20 protein-coding genes and 1 pseudogene are annotated in these 21,139 nt (G+C 67.9%); 7 read left to right on the forward strand and 14 right to left on the reverse strand.

The window, feature by feature from the left end:
• Positions 1-33: 33 nt before the first annotated feature.
• From hisA to KBZ14_RS07215, 3 genes and pseudogenes are all read right to left on the reverse strand, one after another.
• Positions 34-807, reverse strand: a complete 774-nt coding sequence (hisA, locus tag KBZ14_RS07205; protein WP_255117719.1) for a 1-(5-phosphoribosyl)-5-[(5-phosphoribosylamino)methylideneamino]imidazole-4-carboxamide isomerase — start codon at positions 805-807, stop codon at positions 34-36.
• A gap of 33 nt (positions 808-840) precedes the next feature.
• A pseudogene (locus KBZ14_RS07210) lies at positions 841-1,113 on the reverse strand (TIGR02450 family Trp-rich protein); the annotation flags it as partial.
• A complete protein-coding gene (locus KBZ14_RS07215; protein WP_255117641.1) occupies positions 1,038-1,730 on the reverse strand; it encodes a Coq4 family protein in 693 nt (230 codons plus the stop codon). The gene KBZ14_RS07215 and the pseudogene KBZ14_RS07210, both read right to left, overlap by 76 nt.
• 103 nt (positions 1,731-1,833) lie before the next feature.
• Between KBZ14_RS07215 and KBZ14_RS07220 the strand changes: the two genes are divergently transcribed.
• Positions 1,834-2,754, forward strand: coding sequence for an NAD-dependent epimerase/dehydratase family protein (locus KBZ14_RS07220; RefSeq protein WP_255117720.1), 921 nt, complete (start codon positions 1,834-1,836; stop codon positions 2,752-2,754).
• A gap of 3 nt (positions 2,755-2,757) precedes the next feature.
• Here KBZ14_RS07220 and KBZ14_RS07225 read toward each other — a convergent pair whose 3' ends face one another.
• Positions 2,758-3,309 (reverse strand): CDP-alcohol phosphatidyltransferase family protein, encoded by a 552-nt coding sequence (locus tag KBZ14_RS07225; RefSeq protein WP_255117642.1) that lies wholly within the window; start codon positions 3,307-3,309, stop codon positions 2,758-2,760.
• 73 nt (positions 3,310-3,382) lie between these two features.
• Here KBZ14_RS07225 and KBZ14_RS07230 point away from each other — a divergent pair, with 73 nt between their 5' ends.
• Complete coding sequence (locus KBZ14_RS07230) at positions 3,383-3,850, forward strand: CBS domain-containing protein (protein WP_255117643.1); 468 nt, start codon at positions 3,383-3,385, stop codon at positions 3,848-3,850.
• On the opposite strand, the gene KBZ14_RS07235 is transcribed toward KBZ14_RS07230, so the two are convergent.
• The 3 genes from KBZ14_RS07235 to KBZ14_RS07245 form a co-directional block, all read right to left on the reverse strand.
• Positions 3,847-5,265: a hypothetical protein gene (locus KBZ14_RS07235; RefSeq protein WP_399210853.1), complete on the reverse strand. Its 1,419-nt coding sequence runs from the start codon at positions 5,263-5,265 to the stop codon at positions 3,847-3,849. The two genes, KBZ14_RS07230 and KBZ14_RS07235, sit on opposite strands and share 4 nt — an antisense overlap.
• 67 nt (positions 5,266-5,332) lie before the next feature.
• Entirely contained in the window at positions 5,333-5,971 is a 639-nt protein-coding gene (gene pdeM, locus KBZ14_RS07240; RefSeq protein ID WP_255117644.1) for a ligase-associated DNA damage response endonuclease PdeM, read from the reverse strand.
• Positions 5,968-6,549, reverse strand: a complete 582-nt coding sequence (locus tag KBZ14_RS07245) for a glutathione S-transferase family protein (RefSeq protein WP_255117645.1) — start codon at positions 6,547-6,549, stop codon at positions 5,968-5,970. The genes pdeM and KBZ14_RS07245 overlap by 4 nt, the downstream gene beginning before the upstream one ends.
• 36 nt (positions 6,550-6,585) lie before the next feature.
• Between KBZ14_RS07245 and KBZ14_RS07250 the strand changes: the two genes are divergently transcribed.
• Positions 6,586-8,790, forward strand: coding sequence for a sigma 54-interacting transcriptional regulator (locus tag KBZ14_RS07250; RefSeq protein ID WP_255117646.1), 2,205 nt, complete (start codon positions 6,586-6,588; stop codon positions 8,788-8,790).
• Here the strand turns inward: KBZ14_RS07250 and KBZ14_RS07255 are convergent.
• From KBZ14_RS07255 to nadA, 6 genes are all read right to left on the reverse strand, one after another.
• Positions 8,787-9,041, reverse strand: coding sequence for a hypothetical protein (locus tag KBZ14_RS07255; protein WP_255117647.1), 255 nt, complete (start codon positions 9,039-9,041; stop codon positions 8,787-8,789). The genes KBZ14_RS07250 and KBZ14_RS07255 overlap by 4 nt on opposite strands.
• A 16-nt stretch (positions 9,042-9,057) precedes the next feature.
• Positions 9,058-9,483, reverse strand: coding sequence for a gamma-glutamylcyclotransferase family protein (locus KBZ14_RS07260; protein WP_255117648.1), 426 nt, complete (start codon positions 9,481-9,483; stop codon positions 9,058-9,060).
• Between the two features lie 139 nt (positions 9,484-9,622).
• A complete protein-coding gene (locus KBZ14_RS07265) occupies positions 9,623-12,151 on the reverse strand; it encodes a ligase-associated DNA damage response DEXH box helicase (RefSeq protein ID WP_255117649.1) in 2,529 nt (842 codons plus the stop codon).
• Positions 12,148-13,782 (reverse strand): ATP-dependent DNA ligase, encoded by a 1,635-nt coding sequence (locus KBZ14_RS07270; RefSeq protein WP_255117650.1) that lies wholly within the window; start codon positions 13,780-13,782, stop codon positions 12,148-12,150. The genes KBZ14_RS07265 and KBZ14_RS07270 overlap by 4 nt, the downstream gene beginning before the upstream one ends.
• The gene (locus KBZ14_RS07275) at positions 13,779-14,813 is read right to left on the reverse strand and encodes a ligase-associated DNA damage response exonuclease (protein WP_255117651.1); all 1,035 of its coding nucleotides are present in this window, start codon (positions 14,811-14,813) and stop codon (positions 13,779-13,781) included. Before KBZ14_RS07275 ends, KBZ14_RS07270 begins: the two co-directional genes overlap by 4 nt.
• A 9-nt stretch (positions 14,814-14,822) precedes the next feature.
• A complete protein-coding gene (gene nadA, locus KBZ14_RS07280) occupies positions 14,823-15,827 on the reverse strand; it encodes a quinolinate synthase NadA (RefSeq protein ID WP_255117652.1) in 1,005 nt (334 codons plus the stop codon).
• 45 nt (positions 15,828-15,872) lie between these two features.
• Here nadA and KBZ14_RS07285 point away from each other — a divergent pair, with 45 nt between their 5' ends.
• From KBZ14_RS07285 to KBZ14_RS07295, 3 genes are all read left to right on the forward strand, one after another.
• A complete protein-coding gene (locus tag KBZ14_RS07285; RefSeq protein WP_255117653.1) occupies positions 15,873-16,742 on the forward strand; it encodes a TIGR04168 family protein in 870 nt (289 codons plus the stop codon).
• Entirely contained in the window at positions 16,736-17,812 is a 1,077-nt protein-coding gene (locus KBZ14_RS07290; RefSeq protein ID WP_255117654.1) for a hypothetical protein, read from the forward strand. The genes KBZ14_RS07285 and KBZ14_RS07290 overlap by 7 nt, the downstream gene beginning before the upstream one ends.
• A gap of 519 nt (positions 17,813-18,331) precedes the next feature.
• On the forward strand, positions 18,332-19,036 hold the full coding sequence (locus tag KBZ14_RS07295) for an endolysin (protein ID WP_315856132.1): 705 nt from the start codon (positions 18,332-18,334) through the stop codon (positions 19,034-19,036).
• A gap of 12 nt (positions 19,037-19,048) precedes the next feature.
• Here the strand turns inward: KBZ14_RS07295 and KBZ14_RS07300 are convergent, their stop codons facing one another.
• Positions 19,049-19,921 carry a TPM domain-containing protein gene (locus KBZ14_RS07300; protein ID WP_255117656.1) on the reverse strand — a complete coding sequence of 291 codons (873 nt, stop codon included), beginning with the start codon at positions 19,919-19,921 and terminating at the stop codon, positions 19,049-19,051.
• 18 nt (positions 19,922-19,939) lie between these two features.
• Between KBZ14_RS07300 and KBZ14_RS07305 the strand changes: the two genes are divergently transcribed.
• Positions 19,940-21,112: a class I SAM-dependent methyltransferase gene (locus KBZ14_RS07305; protein WP_255117722.1), complete on the forward strand. Its 1,173-nt coding sequence runs from the start codon at positions 19,940-19,942 to the stop codon at positions 21,110-21,112.
• Positions 21,113-21,139 lie beyond the last annotated feature (27 nt).

Consider the following 21,139-nt stretch of genomic DNA (forward strand, 5'->3'; position numbering starts at 1 on the left):
CTGGCGTGGCAGGCACTGAACTGGCCGGATCTCTTACACCGTTATAGAGCCGCTCGGCGAACTGACTGCATCCTGCAGTCGTTCGGGCCCCACGGCGGCTATCGCTTCAGCCAGATCCACGGTGCCGTCATAGAGGGCCCGGCCCACGATCACTCCCTCGACGCCGAGGGGAGCCACGGAGAGCAGCGAGAGCACGTGTTCGAGCGTGCCGATGCCGCCGGAGGCGATCACAGGAATGCTGCTGGCCTGGGCCATGGCCCGCAGGGAATCCAGGTTGGGGCCTGCCAGGGTCCCATCGGTGGCGATATCAGTGCTGATGATGGCGGCAACCCCGGTGTCTTCAAAACTCTTGGCCAGTTCCGTGGCCTTGACGCTGCTGGTTTCGATCCAGCCGCGGGTGGCCACCAGGCCGTCCTTGGCGTCGATGCCCACCACCACCTGGCCGGGATAGCGGCTGGCCAGGCGTTGCACCAGTTCGGGCTGTTCGATGGCCACGGTGCCGAGGATCACGCGATCGAGGCCGCAGCCCAACAGCTCCTCAGCCCGCTCGGCGCTACGCACCCCGCCACCGAGTTGGACGGGAATGTCGAGGGCGGCGGTGATGGCCTTCACCGCGTTGTCATTCACGGGTTGGCCGGTCCGGGCGCCGTCCAGGTCCACCAGGTGCAGGCGCTGAGCCCCCTGGCGCTGCCAGGCGAGGGCCTGGGCCACCGGGTTGTCGCTGAAGCGGGTCACCTGGTCGTAGTCACCCTGATGCAGCCGTACGCAGTGCCCGTCGAGCAGGTCGATGGCCGGGATGATCTGCATGGCGGCGGGGGTGGGTAACTGTTGCCAGCCAGGCTGCCAGAGGCGCCGATTGCGCAGGTCCCGCAGCGGCACCACCAGCCGGAAGCTGCGCTGCAGCACCGCCTCCAACTCCACAGCCCGCTCGGTCCCCTTGCCCCGTTCTCCCAGCAGGGCGAAGTGGCGATAGCCGCCACTGCGGCCCAGGCTGGCCGCTTGGGCAGTCCAATGGTGCGGCACCCGCGAGGTTGTACTCATGCTGTGAAGTGTTGGCCGAGGCCATAGGGCTCGGCGTCGGCGGGATCGAGCAGTCCCAGCTCCTGCCGCCATTCGCGGATGGACCGTTCCCAGCCGTCTTCCCAGCGCACCGCCGCCAGGCAGTGGGCCTGCCGGCCGATCCCCATGCCATGGGCCACGGCGCGGCTCAGGGCTTCAAAGCGTTGCGTCTGGAAGCGGAAGCTGGCCAGTTGGCTGGCACTGGTAAGCAGCACGTAGGCCGGGAATCCGATCTGGGCGGCGGTGATGGCCAGCACGCCGGTTTCGCCCTCCGGGGCGGTGCCGAAGCCACTGATCACATGGTGGATGTCATGGGTGGTGGCCACCCGCTGGGTGAGCCACTGGGCTTCGGTGGTAGTGGGTCGGGGGCGGAAAAATTCCGGGTCGTAGTTGAGACGCCGAATCAGGCTGGCGTAGTTGTGGCCGAGGCTTTCCGCCGGCAGTTGCAGCAGCAGCTCGATGTCGGGCTGCAGGGGTGGATAGCGGCTCTCCATCATCTCGGCCCCACCGGGTACCTGCCGGAAGCGACGCACACAGTCCGCCATCTGCGGGCTGTCAAGGAAGCTGTCCACCAGGTCAGCCACGTTGCTCAGATCGCCGCCACTGCGGCCGATGGTCGCCAGCAATTTGAGGTTGTTGAGGGAGCGCAGCAATTCGGTGAAGCGTGACATCAAGACTGCGGTCTGGATCTGAAGATGAATGTGTTCCCAGTGTGGGGCCGCCAGATCCGTTGGGGCAGCGGTTTGAATGGCGCGCAGTTCCGCAAGGCCTGTCGTGAAGATCCTGGTGATGGGTGGCACCCGCTTTGTGGGCAAGCCGCTGGTAGCCCAGCTCCAGGCCGAGGGCCATGCCCTCACCCTCTTGACCCGCGGCAAGAACCCCGTGCCGGCAGGCGTGGAGCACATCAGCGGCGATCGCACCAGCCCCGCCGGCCTGTCGGCCCTTGAGGGTCGCCGTTTCGATGTGATCGTGGATAGCTCAGGCCGCACGGTTGAGGACAGCCGTGCCGTGGTGGAGCGCACTGGAGCCCCAGCCCATCGCTTTGTGTACGTGAGCTCGGCGGGTGTGTACGCCGACAGCGTGCTCTGGCCCCTCACGGAGGACTCCCCCACCGATCCCCAGAGCCGCCACGCCGGCAAGCTCGACACCGAGGCCTGGCTCCAGGCCGAGAGGATCCCCTTCACCAGTTTTCGGCCCACCTACATCGTGGGTGCGGGCAACTACAACCCCGTGGAGAGCTGGTTCTTTGACCGCATCGCACACGGCCGGCCCGTGCCCCTGCCCGGTGACGGCGACACCATCACCCAGCTGGGCCACGTGAACGATCTGGCGGCGGCCATGGCCCGCAGCATTGGCGTGGATGCCGCCGCCAACCGCATCTACAACTGCAGCAGTGCCCAGGGCATCAGCTTCCGGGGGCTCGTGGCCGCTGCTGCCCGCGCCTGTGGCAAGGATCCGGCTGCAGTAGAGATTCGCAGCTTTAATCCCGCTGGCCTGGATCCCAAGGCCCGCAAGGCTTTTCCCCTGCGCTTGGCCCATTTTCTCACCGATATCCATCGGGTACAGCGGGAGCTGGCCTGGACGCCGCAGTACGACGTTGAGCGCTCCCTTGCCGACAGCTTCACCAACGATTACGCCAGGCGCATGGCCACAAGCCCGGATTTCAGCTCCGATGAGGCCCTTCTGGCGGGTTGAGCGTCAGCGCTGCTCGGCGCGCAGGTATCCCCAGGCGGAACTGAGGGCCAGCGCCAGGGACGGCCAGAACAGCCAGTAGCCGAGCAGGTGCAGCATCCCGGGCAGCCCGAAGTTGTTGGGACCCTCCAGGGCGGCGCCCCAGCCATTCGGCCAAAGCAGCAGCAGCAGCGAGGTGAATTGCAGGATCGTTTTGGCCTTGCCGCTCCAGGAGGCGGGGCCTCCGCTGCCCTGGCCCGCCCGCCATCCTGAGATCAGCAGCTCTCGCGCTAACAGCAGCCACACCGCCCAGAGCGGCAGTGTCCCCTGTGCCCCCAGCCACAGCAGTGGGGCCAGGATCAACACCTTGTCGGTGAGGGGATCGAGCCGAGCTCCCCACACGGATCCACCGCCGGCCCGGCGCGCCAGCCAGCCATCGGCGGCATCGCTCAAGCCCCCTAGCAGCAGCAGTGTCCAGGCCTGGGCCTGGCCGCCGCCGCTGAGGGCCAAGATCAGGGGCAGGCCCAGGGCGGCGCGGCCCACGGTGAGGGCATCGGCCAGGCGGCGGCTCTTTGACATCGATTCTCGGCCGGGTGGCCCCATTCTTCCGTCTGCCCGGCGGGTGACAATGTCGCCAGCAGCAATCCTGGCCATGGTCGTCGAACGACGCGTTTCCGAAGTGATGACCTCTCCGGTGCTGAGCGTGGGTACAGCCACCCCGCTGCAGGAGGCGGTGCAGCTGATGAGCGAGCACCACGTGAGTGGCCTGCCGGTGGTGGATGTCAGTGGTGCCCTGGTGGGTGAGCTCACCGAGCAGGACCTGATGGTGCGGGAGAGCGGCTTTGACGCCGGTCCCTATGTGCTGTTGCTGGATTCGGTGATCTATCTGCGCAATCCCCTGCAGTGGGACAAGCAGGTGCACCAGGTTCTCGGCAGCATCGTGGGCGAGGTGATGGGCAAGCACCCCCACACCTGCCCCGCAGATACCCAGCTGCCCGCCGCTGCCAAGCAGCTCCACGACAGCAGCACCCAGCGCCTGTTTGTGTTGGATGGGGACAAGAAGCCGGTGGGTGTGCTCACCCGCGGCGACGTGGTGCGCGCCCTGGCCGCCGCCGGTTAAGGCAGGGGCGGCGGCAGCAGAGGGGGTGGCGGCACTGGCAGCGGGGTTTCCCTCGAGGCGCTATCCACCTCGCTGGGGCTCACCGCTGCAGGATCAACCTGTTGCGGTTCCGCTGGGGGATCGGCCGTGGTGGCATCGGGGTTGGCGGGCAAACTCTCCCCCTGCAGCAGCAGCAGCGGTGGCGGCAGATCCGGTGCCAGGGGCAACCTCTCCTCGGGACTGCTCTGATCCCCATCGCTCTGCTGCAATTCCCTCAGGGCCATTGGGTCGGCGGTGATGGGTGGCTCCCGCAGGGGGGAGCGCAGGGCGCTGCGGTTGGGATCCTTGCTGCCCTTCGGTGCCCAGATCAACCGGGCCACCGGTTCCACCCCCTGCTCCATCAGGCGGTTGAACCCCGCCAGGGCGCGGTCGATGATCTGCCCCCCCAGGGTTTGCCCGCACTGCAGGGGGTTGCCGCAGCCGTTGTTGTTGAGCCTGGGCGTGAGGCTGGCCAAGAGGTTGCCCTGGAGCGGCAGTGACCGCTGGCTCAACCGCAGCAGGTAGGGCACGTGCACAAAGCTGGTCGCCCCGCCGCTGATCCAGTTGGCGTCCGCGTCGCTGAAGCCCTTCACCCCCGGGATGATGAAACGACTCTTCGAGGCGTGGTCGGGCAGGTAAGCCGCCCGCAGCCCCCGATCTCTGGCCAGGGCCTTGGTTTGCTCCAGGGTGAGCCCATCGCGGCTCATCAGCACCTCGAGGCGGCCGTCGTTGCGTAGGCCGATCACCATCCGGATCCGTGGCAGGAAGTAGCGGATCTGCTGCCCCATCGAGATGCTGTAGGCGCCCTTGTACTCGGGCGGAGGGCTCTCCAGGTCGTTGTAAACGCTGTGCAGACCGCCGATGAAGCTGTCGTAGTCGGCGGCCCGTTGGGGTGTCAGTTCGCCGTAGCCGAAGTCCACCCGGCCGTCATGGCGGATGCCCACGTAGGCCCGCTGGCGTGCGGCGGTGCGGTTACGACCGCGCCACACCCGAGAACCCAGCTTGATGTCGCCCAGGGGAACCGTGATCTCCTGGCCGCTGTTGTTCACGTGCCGCTCGTACATCGGCCCGGACACGTAGGCCAGGGCGGAGCTGTCGTTGAAGGCCTCCTGTTCCCGGTCCCAGCCCTCGAGCAGATCCAGCCGCACTTTGCGGGGGTCGAAATCGAGGGCGTAAACCTGATCGTTGGGCAGGTAGCGGAACGCTTCGGTGCTTGCCGCGTCTGCGGTGGCGGCCTGGTTGTTCGCCCTGCGGCGGTCTGGCAGGGGGGGCGCAATGGCGATCAGAAAGGCCAGGGCCCCCAGCGGCAGGCCGATGGTGAGCCAACGCTTGCGGCGCCACAGCGGCCGGACCGGCGGGTGCGGAGTGGGAGGCGTTTCGCGAACCAGAGTGGGCACTCGGCGTGGAAGGCCGCCTCGGATCTGCTCCGAATCAGCGGCAACGGCGTATCAATCTACGGGCTGTTCACGGCAGGCACATCACACAGCCATCGGCGATCACCCAGCGCTGCAGTTGTGGCGAGCAGGGGTGCCCCCCGGTGAGGTTGCCGAAGGCCGGCAGTAGGAGCCGCTGGGCGGGGCGATCCAGGGCGAAGCAGGGCAAGCGCAGCCGATCGGCCCCACCCCCGATCAGGGCCACCGGGTGTAGGTGCCCGCAGATGTTCAGCAGGGGCGGATCGCCCGGCGGCGGCGGCTCCGGTTCATGGCTCAGCCAGAGCACACCCCGCTGTTGGGAGGGAGCCGCTGGCAGCCCCTCGAGCCAGCTGCCCCGATCGTGGTTCCCCCCCACAAGAGTGAGGCGGCAGCCCAGTAAATCGGGCAAGGCCGCAAGTTTCTGGCGCAGGCTGAGGGTGAGGCCGAGGCGGCTGTGGATCAGGTCGCCCAGCACCAGTACTTCCCTGGGCTGCAGCCGGTGGGCCAGATCCAAGAGTCGGTTCAGGTTGGCCGCATCCCCGTCGCTGGGCAACGGAATCCCATTGGCCTGGAAGGTCTCGGCCTTGCCCAGGTGAACGTCCGCCAGCAGCAGTAGCTGCTGCTGGGGATCCCAGAGGGCGCCCTCGCCCAGCAGATTGAGGTGATGGCCGTGCCAGTGCAGCTCGCTCACCGCTGGCCCATCACCTCCTGGTAGGCCGGCCGGGCCTGGGTGGCGGCAATGGTGGCCTGCACATTGGGGAAGGGGGTTAGGTCGATCTGGGGGAAGAAGATCGGCAGATAGGCCAGGTAGGCCTGCACGGCGCAGTCGGCCACACCCCAGTGCTGGCCTGCTAGCGGCTTGCCTCCCTCCAGGAGGCGATCCAGCATGGTCATCAGGCGCGGAAATTCCCGCTCGCGGCTGGAGGGTACGAACAGGGCCGTGGCCAGGGTCGCATTGGCAAACAGCACCCATTGCTGGACCAGGGCCCGCTCGGCGGGGGTGCTGCATTCGCCGCCGTAACGCTCCGCCAGGTACAGCAGGATCGCGCCACTCTCGAACAGCTGCAGGCGGCCGCCGGGGAGGGCTGGATCCTCGTCCACCAGGGCTGGCACCTTGCCGAAGGGGTTGATGCCCAGGAAGGGCTCCTCGCGGTGCTCGCCGGCTTCCAGGTCCAGCAGCGCCCAGTGGTAGGGGATTCCCTTTTCCGCCATGTACCAGCGGGGCATGGAGGCCCGGCTGCGGGCACTCCCGTAGAGGGTTAGAGCCATGGGGATCGGCTGAGCTGGGGGCATCATCGGCCCCGGATGGCTCAACGCCATCACACTGAGCTGAGTGGCTCGGGCACCGTGAAGGAGCAGCTGGCGGCGCAACGCGAGGAGCAGCAGGCCGCTCTGCTCCGCCTGGCCCCGCACATCGTGGGCCGCACCCGCCGCGGGGTGGTGGGTAGCAGCCGCTATGCCAAGGCGCTGCGGGAGGCCGTGCGCCATGCCTCCGACGACCGGAACCGACAGCCGGTGTTGATCTCCGGTGAGCCGGGCTTGGAGAAGGACAACCTCGCAGCCCTGATTCATTTCGGTTCCCCGGATCGCCACCAGCTGCTCGTGCAGCTCGATGGCGCTCTCCTGCGCCCCGATGGTGCGGAGCTCTTTGGCTCCGCCACCGCCGACGGTGAGGGATCGCTGCTGGACACCCTGGGCAGTGGCTCGCTGTTGATCGACAAGCTCGACCAGGTGTCAGCGGAGTTGCAACCCGCGCTGCTGCAGCTCGCCCGCAACGGTCGCTGGCAGGCCCCTGGAGCCGATAGCCATGAGCGGCAGTTCACAGGCCGGGTGTACTTCACGGCCGAGGCGTCCATGCCCAGCTTCGACCGGGCCTGCACCCTGATCCGTGTGCCGCCCCTGCGGGTTCGCCGCCAGGACCTGGGCGAATGGCTGCGCTATGGCGTGCGGCAGCGCAGCCGCAAGCTCGGCTGGGATCAGCCGCCGGAGGTGCCCGAGACGGTGGTGAAGCGGCTGCAGATCTACGACTTCCCCAACAACCTGCGCGAGTTGGAGATGTTGATCTATCGAGCGCTGCAGCAGGCGCGGCGCCAGGCCGATGGTGAGGCCGCCGGTGGGAGCACTGCGGCAGCGGCGGTGCTCCCCACGGCCCTGCCGGAGGACGTGTTCTGGACGTCCCCCCGCCAGCAGCGCTTCCGCTTCGACATCTGGCGCTGGAAGCCGCGCCTGCGGGAGTTGATGCGAGCGCCATGGCTCTGGAACGGGCTGCTGTTCGGCCTGGTGAGCTGGATGTTCGTGCTCGTGAACCTGTGGCTGTGGCTGGGTCCCCAGGACCGCGCCCACAACGGCGCCCTCAATCTCTTCTGGGCCTGGTGGTGGCCTTTGATCCTGTTGAGCTTTCCGCTCGTGGGCCGGCTGTGGTGCTCCTTCTGTCCGTTCATGGTGTGGGGTGAGATCAGTCAGCGGCTGGCTACAGCCCTGGGCTGGCAGCCCGCCCGCTGGCCCCGTGGCAACACGGACGACTGGGCCTCGCCGCTGCTGGCGGCAGGTTTCGCGGCGATCCTGATCTGGGAGGAAACGGCCAACCTGCTCAACACCGCTTGGCTGAGCAGCTGTCTGTTGTTGCTGATCACGGCGGGGGCGGTGATCGGTTCGCTGCGCTTTGAGAAACGCTTCTGGTGCCGCTACCTCTGCCCAGTGGGGGGCATGAACGGCCTGTTTGCCAAGCTCTCGATCCTGGAGTTGCGGGCCCAAGTGGGCACCTGCAGCGGCAGCTGCAGCTCCTACGCCTGCTTCAAGGGGGGGGCGGCCGACGGGGAGGGTTTGGCCACTGCAGGGTGCCCACTCGGTACGCACCCTGCCCACCTCAGCGATAACCGCAACTGCGTGCTCTGCCTCACCTGTGCCCAGGCCTGCCCCCATCGCTCGGTGCAGTTGGCCCTGCGCCCCCCGGCCGCCGATCTGCAGCGTGAGATGGAGGTGCCCCGGGGGGAAGCCGGCCTGTTGCTGGTGTTGGCGGGCGACCTCTGCCTCCACGGCTGGCAGCGACTGCTGGGTTGGTTGCCTCTGGCCCCTGCCACCCTGGTGGCGGGCCCCCTGCTGCCCCGGCTGGCCTTTGCCTGCCTAGCCCTGGCGCTGCCATCGGGGTTGTTTCTGCTGACCCGGCCCTTCTTCTCGGCTCCGCGCTTGCGGCGCACCCTCTACGGCCTGCTGCCGCTGGTGTGGGCCCTGCTGCTGGCTCGTCATCTCCCCATCGGCATGGCGGAAGCGGGCCTCGTGCTACCGGTGAGTGTGGCCCCCCTGGCTCCGCCTTGGGCCGCCTCACTGCCCCGCTGGAGTGCCGACCCCCATGTGATCGGCTTTTGCCAGAGCGCCGCCGTGCTGCTGGGGTTCAGCGCGGCTGTGGTGGTGTTGCGCCGGATGTTGCAGACCAATCGGCTGGCTTGGCTGAGTTCCACGGCCCTGGCGCTGCTGCTGGCCCTGGGGGGACGCTGGTTGGTGGCCTTTTAGTAGCTGCGGCAGAGGCGCTGGATGTCGCTGCTGCGGTAGAGGCTTTCGCTGGCGCCTGGCGTGGCTTCCGCCAGCTTGTGGGCCTTGGTGAGCAGGTGTTCGCTGCCGATCCGGTTGGCGATGGCCGCCTTGGCCGGGCCACTGGCGCTGGCCCAGCTCTGGCAGTCGCGGCGGGTGTCAGCGGCCACAGCGGCTGTGGCCCCGATGCCCGCCAGCAGCAGTGCCACCGGCGTGATGAGGCAGATCCGCATGGGCTCTCGGGCTGGCTCAGCCTGCTGGTTGACGCCGACCCTGCCAGATCCCGGAGGTGATGCGGGCCCCATGGCGCACCTGGCGTTGCCGTCCGACATAGACCCACGCCTGGCTCCCATCGACCAGGCGCCAGCTCTGCCGCTCGTAGAGCCGCGGCACCCCCTCGAAGCGGTCCAGGGCGGCCAGCATTGCCGGGGTCACGGCGTAGAGCTCGCCAGCAATGGTGTCGGCTGGATCGTCGCTGGCCACGGCCATCGGAAAGGGGCCCAGGTCGTAGAGCCGAGCGCCCGGCAGCAGCGCTTCGCCGCGGTAGGTGCCAGCGGCGATCCAGTGGTGGTTGCGCTCACCTCGTTTCAGGCTGCCGTACACGAATACCGGAGCGGTGTCGCTGGGGCTGGCCCCAGGCCAGGGATAATCAGCCGATTCGCCTTGTGCTGCCATGACGATTGCCCTGCTGATTGCCCTGGCCGGATCCCTGGTGCTGATGAGTGTGATTGTGCGCCGTCTGGAGCGTTCCTGAACCAAGGGCTGCCGTTCCATGCCCGTGCGTGCGCCTGGGTGGATAGTGCGCCTGTTCTTGTTAGTTGGCTTCCGCTCGTTCCGCCTCGCGGATCAGCCGTTGCACCCGCTCCAGTAGCGACTCGTTGCTCATGCGGCTGTTGAGGCGCTCCACCAGCAGCGGAAAGGCCAGGGGGCCGGGCCTGCTGGTGCGCTCCAGCAACCGTTCACTGCCGGCCAGGCGTGTGAGCACCTCCTCGAGGCGATGGAGCTCCAGCTGCTCCTGCATCACCTCCCGCCGGGCCTGCTCCAGCAGCAGATGCTCCGGCTCATGTTTCGTCAACACATCGAACAGCAACGCGGCGCTGATCTGGAGTTGCCCGCCCGTCTTGTTCTGGCCTGGCATGCCCTGGGTCACCAGACCACTCACCTGGGCGATGGCCCGGAACCGCCGGCGGCAGAGTTCCGAGAGGTTCACGGCCTGTTCCAGGTCGGCTTTGAGCTGGCTGAGGTCGAACAGATCGTCGCCGTGGAGCTCCAGCAGTTCATCAAAGGGGTAGCCCTTGGGGGCCAACAGCTCAAAGCCGTAGTCGTTCACCGACACGGTGATGGTGCTGGGGCGATGGCGGGCCAGGCGCCAGGCCCAGAGGAAGCCGAGGCCCTCGTGTACAAAGCGCCCTTCCAAGGGAAAGGCGAACAGATGGCTACCCTCGCGGCTGCGGCACACCTCCATCAGCAGCTGGTGCTGCAGCGGCAGGCGTGAGAGGTTGGCTTGCCGCTGCAGCAGCGGTTTGAGGGCCTGCAGTTCCGGGCTGTCCAGTTCAGCGCTGCCGGCTAGGGCCCGGGCACAGCGATCCATCTCCGCTCGCAGGTGCTGGCTGAGCAGGTCGGAGAGGGCCATCTGGCCGCCTGCCCAGGCTGGAACCGTTGCGCTCTTCTTGGCCGTGGCCCTCACCATGGCGGTCATCTCCCGCAGGCGCACGAACTCCAGTTGGCGGCCCGCGAAGAAGAACACGTCGCCAGGTTTGAGACGGCCGATGAACGCCTCCTCCACATGGCCGATCACTGCGCCTCGAACGAAGCGCACCGTGACGGAGCGATCGGCCGTGATCGTGCCGATGTTGAAGCGATGCAGCCTCGCGATGGCCTTGTCGAGCACGCGGTAGCGGAACGGCTCGCCAGCGGCGGCCGGCTCGTCGTCTAGCCGGCAGCGCACCAGCTTGCGGTAGCGCGGGTAGGCCGCCAGGCATTGGCCGCCGTGTTCGAGAAAGGCCAGGCACCACTGCCATTGCGTGTCTGTGAGCTGGCGGAAACTCCAGCTCCTCCGCACCGCCGTGAGGGCCTCCTCGGGCAGGAAACCAGGGCCGCAGGCCAGGGTGACCAGGTGCTGCAGTAGCACATCCAGCGGCAGCTGGGGCGGCCGGCGGTGTTCCACCAGCCCTGCGGCCAACCCCCGCCGCATGGCGCTCAGTTCCAGTAGTTCGAGGGCATTGGTGGGCATGAACAGCACCTGGGAGGTGCCTCCCGGCGTGTGGGCACTGCGTCCCGCGCGCTGCAGCAGGCGGGCCAGGTTCTTGGCGGAGCCGATCTGCACCACTCGCTCCACGGGTTGAAAATCCACACCCAGATCCAGGGAGCTGGTGCACACCACCCAGCGCAGGTCACCGGTCTTCACCTGGGCCTCGATCGCCTCGCGCTCAGCCCGGTCGATGGCGCTGTGGTGCAGGGCGAGGAGCCCCTCCATCTCGGGGCAGGCGAACCGCAGGCACTGGTGCCAGCGCTCGGCCTGGTTGCGGGTGTTGGTGAACAGCAGGGTGCTCACCGCCGGATCCAGGCCGGCCACCAGCTGTTCGTACATGCGCAGTCCGAGGTGGCCGCCCCAGGGGAAGCCATCGATTGAGTCGGGCAGCAGGCTGCGGATCGCCGTGGTGCGCTGGATGTCGGCGGTGACGATGCGCGGTTCTGGGCTGGTCGCCGCCGCGGCACCCACGCCCACTGCCGCTTGCGCCGCCTCGTTGAGGTTGCCGATCGTGGCGCTGATCGCCCAGGTGCGCAGTCCCGGCCGCAACTGTCGCAGCCAGCTCAGGCAGAGCTCGGCCTGCACGCCGCGCTTGCTGCCCATCAGCTCATGCCACTCATCGATGACCACGGCCTGCAGCGCGCCGAATAGCTCTGGTGCCTTGGGATTGGCAAGCAGCAGGCTCAGGGATTCGGGGGTGGTGATCAGGATCTGGGGCGGGGTGCGCAGCTGTTTGCTGCGCTCGTGGCTGCTGGTGTCGCCGTTGCGGATGGCCACCCGCAGCGGCCAGCCCATGGCGCTGATGGGTTGCTCGATCGCCAGGGCCAGATCGCGGCTCAGGGCCCGCAGGGGGGTGAGCACCAGCAACCGCAGGCCATGCGCCGCCTTGGCTTGGCTCTCCTGCCCCGGCTGAGCCGCCAGCATCTCGGCGATGGGGCCCATCACCGCGGCATAGGTTTTCCCAGACCCCGTGGGCACCTGCAGCAGGCCGCTCTCCCCAGCGAGATAGGCCTGCCAGCACTGGCGCTGGAACGGCATCGGGATCCAGCCTTGCAGGCGAAACCAGGCCTCGATCGGCGCCAGCACGGTCAAGGCCGTACCTCCATCAGGGCGAGGGCCGAAGCGAGGCTGTCGGCCTCGGCGGCGGGCTTGTCGCGGCGCCAGCGGCTGATCCGGGGGAAGCGCACGGCAATCCCGCTCTTGTGGCGCTTGGAGGCTTGCAGGCCCTCAAAGGCCAACTCGAACACCTGCAGCGGCTCCACCGACCGAACCGGCCCGAACCGCTCGCGGGTATGGGCGCGGATCCAGCGGTCGAGTTCGCGAATCTCGCCATCGTCGAGGCCGGAGTAGGCCTTGGCGAAGGTCACCAACTCGCCGGCGTCATTCCAGAGTCCAAAGCTGTAATCGGTGTAGAGGTTTGCCCGCTTCCCGCTCCCGGCCTGGGCATAGAGCAGCACCGCATCCAGTTTCAGGGGCTCCAGTTTGTGCTTCCACCAGTGGCCCCGTCGCCGGCCCGCTAAGTAGGGGGAGTTCAGGGCCTTGAGCATCAGGCCTTCGGCCTTGCTGTGGCGGGCCTGTAGGCGCAGTGGTTCCAGCCCCTGCCAGTCGCTCAGGGCTTGGCAGGGGGAGAGCCGCAAGCGGCTCTGCAGCTCGGCGGGGGCTGTGGCGCTCCAGTGCTGATGTAGCTGCTCCAGCCACAGTCGCCGCTCCCTCAGGGGGTAGGTGCGCACATCGACGCCCTTGCGCTCCAGCAGGTCGTAGGCCACAAAGGCGGCCGGGCACTCCCGCTGCAGGGCCTTGCTGGGCGCCTTGCGGCCCAGCCGCCGCTGCAGGTTGGCGAAGGGTTCAGGGGCCTCAGCCTCCGGATGCCACACCACCACTTCGCCGTCGAGCACGGTGCCCTGGGGAAGGCTGGAGGCCAGGTTGATCAGCTCGGGGAAGGCCTCGTTGATCAACTCCTCTCCACGGCTCCACAGGCTGGATCCTGCGCTCCGCTGGATCAGTTGGCCCCGGATTCCGTCCCACTTCCACTCCAGTTGCCAGTCGGACGGCGCGGTGTCGGCCAGCTGCCCAGGCTCCAGGGGGCTGGCCAGAAAAAATGGATAGGGCCGCCCCGACAGCTCCTCGCCCTCCCCCGCCGGCGCGATCAGGCCCTGGAAGGCCGCGGCGGAGGGTTCGAACCCTCCCATCAGTCGGTGGGCCAGCAGGGCTTCATCCAGCCCGGCGCTGCGGGCCAGGCCACGGGTCACCAGACCGGTGGAGACGCCCACCCGAAAGCCGCCACTGAGCAGCTTGTTCACCAGCAGCAGTTCGCCGGCGGTCAGGGTGGCCCAGCAGTGGCGCACGGCCTCAGCCTGGGCGGTGGGCTCCAGGGCGGCGAGATGGGGGAGCCGTTTGGCCATCCAGATTTCGAGGGAATCGGCCTCGTTCGTGGCCTGCGGCGCTGGATGGGGCCAGAGCAGTGCCACGGTTTCGGCGGAATCGCCCACCTGGCTGTGGCAGGCCTCGAACAGCCAGTCGGGCAGCGCCGTGGCTTCCTGGCAGATCTCCCGCAACCGGCGGCCGCTGATCAGTCGCCGCCGCCGTTTGCCCAGCAGTAGGGCCAGGGCCCAGGCGGCATCGCCCGGGGGCACGGAACGGAAATAGTGCTCCAGCCGCTCCACCTTGGCGTTGGTGCTGGTGGTGCGGTCCAGGTCGTCGAACAGCGCTGCAAAGTGCCTCAAGATGGTTCCGCCTGCTCCTCATTGCCGCTGCGTTCGGCTTCGAAGTGCCCGGCCAGGGGCGCAGCGCTGATGCCTTCTACCTCCCGCAGGTAGCGAGCGAGCACGTCGCTTTGGCCGTGGGTCACATACACCTGCTGGGCGCGGCTCTGCTGCACCGTGCGGACCAGTCCTCCCCAGTCGGCATGGTCGCTGAGCACAAAACCGCGCCCGTAGCCCCGGCGCCGCCGCGCGCCGCGCACAGCCATCCAGCCACTCACGAAGGCCGTTTGGGCGCCGGCCAGCTGGCGCATGCCCGTGCCGCGCTGGGCCGCTGGCGGAGCGATCAGCAACCGGCCCGCCAGGGAGGCCCCGCGGGGCAGGCTGCCCAGGGGCACCGTTGGCGGCATGGCGACCCCCGCCTCTCGGTAGCTGGCCATCAAGTTGTGCACGGCGCCATGCAGCAGCACCTCATGCTCCACGCCGATGGCGGCCAGTTCCGCCAGTAGCCGCTGGGCCTTGCCGAAGGCATAGGCAAACAGCACCGATGGGCGGTCGGGCGCCTGCTGCCACCAGGTCTGGATCTGGCGGGCCACCTCGGTGCCGCTCTGCCAGCGGTAGATCGGCAATCCAAAGGTGGCCTCGGTGATGAACACATCGGCTGTCACGGGCTCAAAGGGGGTGCAGCTGGGGTCGGGGCAGCGCTTGTAGTCGCCGCTCACCAGCCAGCTTTCAGCGCCGGCCTCGAGCCGGATCTGGGCGCTACCCAGCACATGGCCGGCCGAATGGAACGACACGCGGGCGTCGCCGATGCCCAGCACCTGCCCGTAGTCCACCGGCAGCAGGCGGATGTCCTGGCCCAGGCGTTGGCGCAGGATGCCTTCACTGCTGGCAATGGCCCAGTACTCGCCGCAGCCGGCACGGGCGTGGTCGGCATGGGCGTGGGTGATCAGGGCGCGCGGTACCGGCCGCCATGGGTCGATCCAGGCCTGCGCAGCGCGGCAGTAGAGGCCCTGGGGGGTGAGCGTGAGGAGGCCGTCGGCGGGAAGGGGCATGGCCCCGCTTCAGCGGCTCATCTCCAGCATCTTCTGGATCGGCAGCAGCGCCCGCTGGCGCATGGCCTCATCCAGTTCGATCGCCGGGGCCATGCCGTGGAGGCACTGCCATAACTTCTCGAGGGTGTTCAGCCGCATGTAAGGGCAGGCATTGCAGCTGCAGCCATCGGCACCCGGCACCTCGAAGAACTGCTTGTGGGGCACGGCCTTGCGCATCTGGTGCAGGATCCCTGGTTCGGTGAGCACGATGAAGCTCTCGGCGGCGCTGGCCTCGGCCCGGTGCAGCAATTTGCTGGTGGAGCCGATGAAATCGGCCAGGTCCAGCAGGTGCTGTTGGCACTCCGGGTGGGCCAGAACCTCGGCTCCGGGATGTTCGAGCTTGAGCTGCAACAGGGCCTGCTCGCTGAAGGTTTCATGCACGATGCAGCTGCCAGGCCAGAGGGTGAGCTCCCGGCCGCTCTGGCGTTGCACCCAGCGGCCCAGGTTCTGATCGGGGGCGAACAGGATCGGTCGATCGGCCGGCAGCTGCTGCACCAGATCCACGGCGTTGCTACTGGTGCAGATCAGGTCGCTTTGGGCCTTCACCGCGGCCGAGCAGTTGATGTAACTCACCACCAAGTGGTCGGGATGGGCCTCCCGGAAGCTGGCGAAGGCATCGGCGGGGCAGGCGTCCGCCAGGGTGCAGCCCGCCTCGAGATCCGGCAGCAGCACCGTTTTGTTCGGGCTCAGGATCTTGGCGGTCTCGGCCATGAAGTGAACGCCGCAGAACACGATCACCTCCGCATCGGTGGCGGCGGCCTTGCGGGATAGCTCGAGGGAATCGCCGATGAAGTCGGCGATGTCCTGAATGGCGGGGTCCTGGTAGTAGTGCGCCAGGATCACGGCCTTGCGCTCCTGCTTCAGCGCAGAAATGGCCGCCGGTAGCTCGGCATGGGGCGGGCATGAGCCAGTGGCAGGGTTTCCGCTGCTGCCCTGGGCACCTAACGCTGTGTTCTGAGCAGCCGCGAAAACCAACCGAATCCTCAGCTAGTGCAGGATGGCAAGAGCCTAGGCATCAGGTTGTCAGATCTCCGCATTGCTATCGCCGGAGATCTCCACGGCCAGTGGGACGCCACCGATGAACGGCTGCTTGAGCTGATTGCACCCGATGCGCTCCTGGTGGTGGGCGATCTCAACGACGGCCAGCAGCAGATTCCAGCCCGGTTATCGCGGCTGCAGTTGCCCCTGGCCTGCGTGCTCGGCAACCACGACACTGGCCGTGACTCCAGCGGTCGCACCCTGCAGCGCCAGCTGGCGGCTCTCGGTGATCGCCACTGCGGCTGGGGGCTGCGGGAGTTGCGGCCGCCGGGCCTGGCGGTGGTGGGGGGCCGGCCCGCCAGTGCCGGCGGCGGCTTTCATCTGAACCAGGGGGCCCAGGCGGTGTTCGGGCCGGTGAGCCTGGAGGAGTCTGTGTCGCGCATCGTGACGGCTGCCCTGGCGGCCGACCCGAGCCTGCCCCTGGTGTTGCTGGCCCACAGCGGACCCACGGGGCTGGGCAGTGCTGCCGGGGATCCCTGCGGGCGTGACTGGAAGCCTCCCGCCTGCGACTGGGGCGATCAGGACCTGGCTCTGGCAATTGAGCGCATTCGCCGTCGCCGGCCCGTGCCACTGGTGGTGTTTGGGCACATGCACCACCGGCTCAAGCGGGGCCAGGGCGACCGGTTGAGTTTCTGCCGGGATCGGGCAGGAACCGCCTACCTCAACACGGCCTTTGTGCCCCGCCACGGCACCGACGACCGCGGCCGGCCCCTGCGCCATTTCAGCTGGGCCGTGTTTCGCGACGGTGAGCTGGGGGAGGTGAGCCACCGCTGGTATTCCCCGGAGGGTGAGCTGCTCTACCGGCAAGTGCTGGCTGCGCCGCTGGCCGCCAAGCAGCTCGCGCCATGCTGATCCTGGCCTGCGTCAGTGGCCATGGTTTTGGCCATGGTTCGCGGGTGGCGTCGGTGCTCACGGCCCTGCACCAACTGCAGCCCGACTGGCGTCTGGTGCTCTCCACTCCGCTGCCGGAGGCATTTCTGCAGCTGGCCTTTGGTCCGGTGCCGTTTGAGTTGCGCCCTTGCCGTTGGGATGTGGGGGTGATTCAGGCGGACGCCCTCGGCGCCGATGGTCCGGCCACGCTCATGGCTCTGGATCAGCTCCAGGCAGCCCTACCTACCCAGTTGGAGCGCGAGGCGCACTGGCTGATGCAGCAGGACGAACCGGTGCTGGTGCTCGCTGATGTGGCACCTGCGGCCGCCGATCTGGCGGCGGCGATCGGGGCGCCCCTGGTGTGGATGGGCAATTTCGGCTGGGATGCCATCTACCGCCCCATGGGGGGTGTCTTCAGCGACTGGGCGGACCGCGCGTTGGCCCTGTATCGCCGCGGCCAGGCCGTGATCCGCTGTCCCTTCGCCATGGCCATGGACTGGGGCCTGCCCCAGTACGCCGTAGGCCTCACCGCAGGGCGGCCTCGCCAGGCGGCTAGAGACCTGGCCAGAAGCCTGGAGCTCGATGCTCCGCGGGAACGCACGGTGATGGTGGGCTTTGGCGGCATGGGGTTCGCCCTGGATCCGCATCTGTTTACCCGTTGGCCCCAGCACTGCTTTCTGGCCAGCGATGCGGCCCTCGCTGCCGCGGCCCCGAACGTCCGGCTGATGCCTGAGCAGCTGCGGCCCCTCGACCTGATGCCCCTCTGCGGACGGATCATCACCAAACCGGGCTACAGCACGTTCTGCGAGGCCATGGCCCTTGGGCTGGGCCTTCATTTGGTGCACCGCGAGGGATTTGCCGAAGCCCCGGTGCTGGAGGAGGCCTTGCGGCGCCACGCCCCCCACCGGCTGCTCACACGAACCCAGCTGCTCGAAGGCGACTGGCAGCTCGACCAGCCCCTGTTGCCAGCCACGGGCTCAGCCCTCGACCCCGAAGGCCACCAAGAGGCCGCGGTGTTGCTGCGCCAGCTGGCGTTGCAGTTCACCGCTTGAGTGAAACTGCCGCGTATCTGCGCTATCTCAATGCCGATCAATCTTGGCATTTTGTTGTTCCGAACTGAAGCTGGCTTCGCCGAGCACAACCGGCCAAATGTATTATTCACTACAGGTGGACACCTGTGTGACTGTCACTGACAAGATTTCATCTGGAGGATTTGTTTGACAAACTCTCTGCAACCAATTCTTTAATGCGTCTCGTTCCGACCTCTTTCCCTTGTGGTAGTGAAGTCGCTCTGAGTCTGAATTTGGTTAACCCGTCCCCCAGTCTTTTCGCCACCGCTTTCGTCTTCGAAACCGTCTGGCTCAATCGATTTCTCGGCTGAACTTGCGCTTGTCGCCAATCATTGGTGTCATGCGTCGATTTCTGCGGGATGGAAGTCCTTCGCGATGCATGGTTTGCTGAGTTCTGCTCTTCGCCGCCTCCCAAGCCCGTTCCTGCCGGCTTCGATCGCGCTGGGGTGCACCCTCTCCCTGCTTCTGCCTCAGGCGCCTGTGCGGGCCGCGGCTGATCAGGTGGAGGTCCCCCCGACAGACTCCGCACCCGCTCTCGCTCCCCCCCTCGAACTGGCCCCGCGACCCACCAAGGTGGCCCTGCGCGATGCCGCTGCGCCGGCGGATACCGCTGCAGCCAGCAGCGCCTATCCCATCACCCCTGAGCGGCGGGCCCTGCTCAACACCATTCGCTTTGCCGAGGGCACCTGGGCCCGGGGTGAAGATCTGGGCTATCGGATCATGTTTGGCGGGGGTCTGGCTCCCCATCTGGAACGCCACCCCGATCGGGTCAACTACTCCGGCGGCTACGCCAGCGCCGCTGCCGGCGCTTACCAGTTCATGCCGTTCACCTGGGCCCTGGCCAGTCGCAGTTTGCGCCTGCAGGGGTTTGGTCCCCACGTGCAAGATCAGGCAGCTCTGTTCCTGATCCAGCGCCGCGGCGCCCTTGAGCTGGCCGATCGGGGTGAGTTCACCCCCCATCTGGCCGCCAAGCTGGCGCCGGAGTGGGCCTCCTTCCCCACGTTGGCCGGCCGCAGTTACTACGGCCAGCCCGTGCAGCGCTACGCCCTGCTCAAGAGCTTCTATGAGCGCAACCTCTCGGAGCTGCGTGCCGGTGCTGCCATCCCGGCCACCGTGGCCCAGAGCCCCCGTTGCTTGCCGGTGGAATCCCTGCGTTGCCAACTCGAAGCGCTTGAAGCCATGGGCCCCCGCAGCAAACCCCTGTGACTCTGATCAGCGTCAGGTCTCTCCGTCCTTGAGCTTGGCCTTGCCCACGGTGTTCTGGGCGATTAGGTAGGCCACGGCGATGGCTCCCACGAAACCCAGAGCGTTGCGCAGCAGGGGCAGCAGATCGGGGGTGCGGGTCACGATCGGGGCAACCCCGAACACACCAAACAAAATCACCCACAGGGGAGAGAGCAGCAGCACCCAGGCCCACTCCACTTTGTGTTCGGGCTTGCGGGGATAGGCCGCAAATCCCACGATCAGGCCCCCCAGCACCGAGGTGGCCAGGGTGAGCACCCATTGCTCATTGGGCAGCCCTGGCACCACCTGGCACCCGCCCCGGTCGAGACAGGTTTCCACCGCCGCTAGGGAGTCCACGATGGCCGCATCCTGGCCGTGGTCGCGCACGTAGTACTGGTTGCCGAAGCGGGTTTGCAGCTCTACCCAGTAGGTGCGCGGCATCAGGGCGAACAGGGCATCACCCACGTTGAAATTGAGCAGGTTGCCGCCGCGCTCATCGGCCACCAGCAGCAGGCTGCGCTCATCCAGGCCCCAGAATTCCTTCACCGCCAGGCCGGGCGTGCGGTCGTACTGGGTGAGTACCCGCAACTTCCAGCCACTGCGCTGCTCCACCTCGTTGAGGTGCTGCTCCAGGCTGCTGCGCTGCTGGTCCGTGAGGATCTTGGCCAGGTCGATCACCGGCGTGGGGTGATCGGGGAGCAGATCGGGATTGTCGTAGGCCGCCGCAGGCGCAACGCCCAGGCTGAGCAGCAGGGCCAGCCCGAGCACGGTGGTGACCAGGGCGGCAGTGGCTCGCGCCCAGGCCCGCTGGAGAGTCAGATGAAGAAACTCCCGCGGGCCCATGGCAACTGCTTCAGTGGCCAGCATTCTCCCTGAGCTGAGCCCATCCCCGTGACTCCCCTTCCGGCTGCACCCCCCTGGTTGGCCCAGCGCCTGGAGCAGGCCGGTGGCGCCGTGCCGTTTGCCACCTACATGGAGTGGGCCCTGCATGATCCTGAACACGGTGCCTATGGCAGTGGCCGGCTGCAGGTGGGCCCCCGCGGCGATTTCGCTACCTCGCCATCCCTCGGCCCCGATTTCGCCGCCCTGCTGGCTCCCCAGCTGGTGCAGTGGCTGCAGGAGTTGGCTGAGCAGCATCCGGGCCAGCCCCTCGCCTTGGTGGAGACGGGACCGGGAGAAGGCGACTTAGCCCTGCAGTTGGCCGAGGCTCTGGCCGAGAACTGGCCCGCGTTGGCGGCCCGCACTTCCCTGGTGCTGGTGGAGCCCAATCCGGGCATGGCGGCCCGCCAGCGCCAGCGCTTGGCCGTCTGCCCCCTGCCCTGCCGATGGGTGGGCCTGGCGGAGCTGGCAGCTGCGCCGGTGCAGGGGGTGGTGCTGGCCCACGAGGTGCTCGATGCCTTGGCGGTGGAGCGGATTGTCTGGGACGGGGCGCACTGGCGCCAGCAATTGCTGGAACTCCACCAGGGCCTGCTGCGGCTGGTGCCCGGCGAACCCCTGGGGCCGCAGGCCGAGGCGCCACTCACAGCCCTGGGGCTCCTGCCGGCCAACCCCCAGCGTCCGCCTGGCTGGACCACCGAGTTGCATCCGGGACTGCAGCCCTGGCTCCAAGCCGCGGCGGCGGGCCTCAGCGCCGGGCGAATGCTGGTGATCGATTACGCCCATGAGGCCTGGCGTTACTACGCGCCCCAGCGCGCCAACGGCACCCTGATGGCCTATCGCGGTCAGCAGGCCAGTGATGATCCGCTCCAGGACCCCGGCCACTGGGATCTCACGGCCCATCTGTGCATCGAGAGCCTGGTGGCGGCAGGGGATGCCACGGGGTGGTCGTTGGTGGGGCAGCGGCGTCAGGGCGAGGCCCTGCTGGCCCTCGGCCTGGCCCAGCGGCTCCATGGCTTGCAGCACCAATCCGTTGGCCAGCTCGCCGATCTGCTCAGCCGCCGGGAAGCGCTGCTGCGCCTGGTGGACCCCATGGCCCTGGGGGACTTCCGCTGGCTGGCCTTCTCACGGGGCCCGGCCGGGGCGATGCCCCTGTTCCTGCAAGATCCGTCCCTGGTCTAGGACGAGGGATCGCTGTGTCGGGACTGT

This window comes from Synechococcus sp. HJ21-Hayes (assembly GCF_024345835.1).
Lineage (GTDB): Bacteria > Cyanobacteriota > Cyanobacteriia > PCC-6307 > Cyanobiaceae > Vulcanococcus.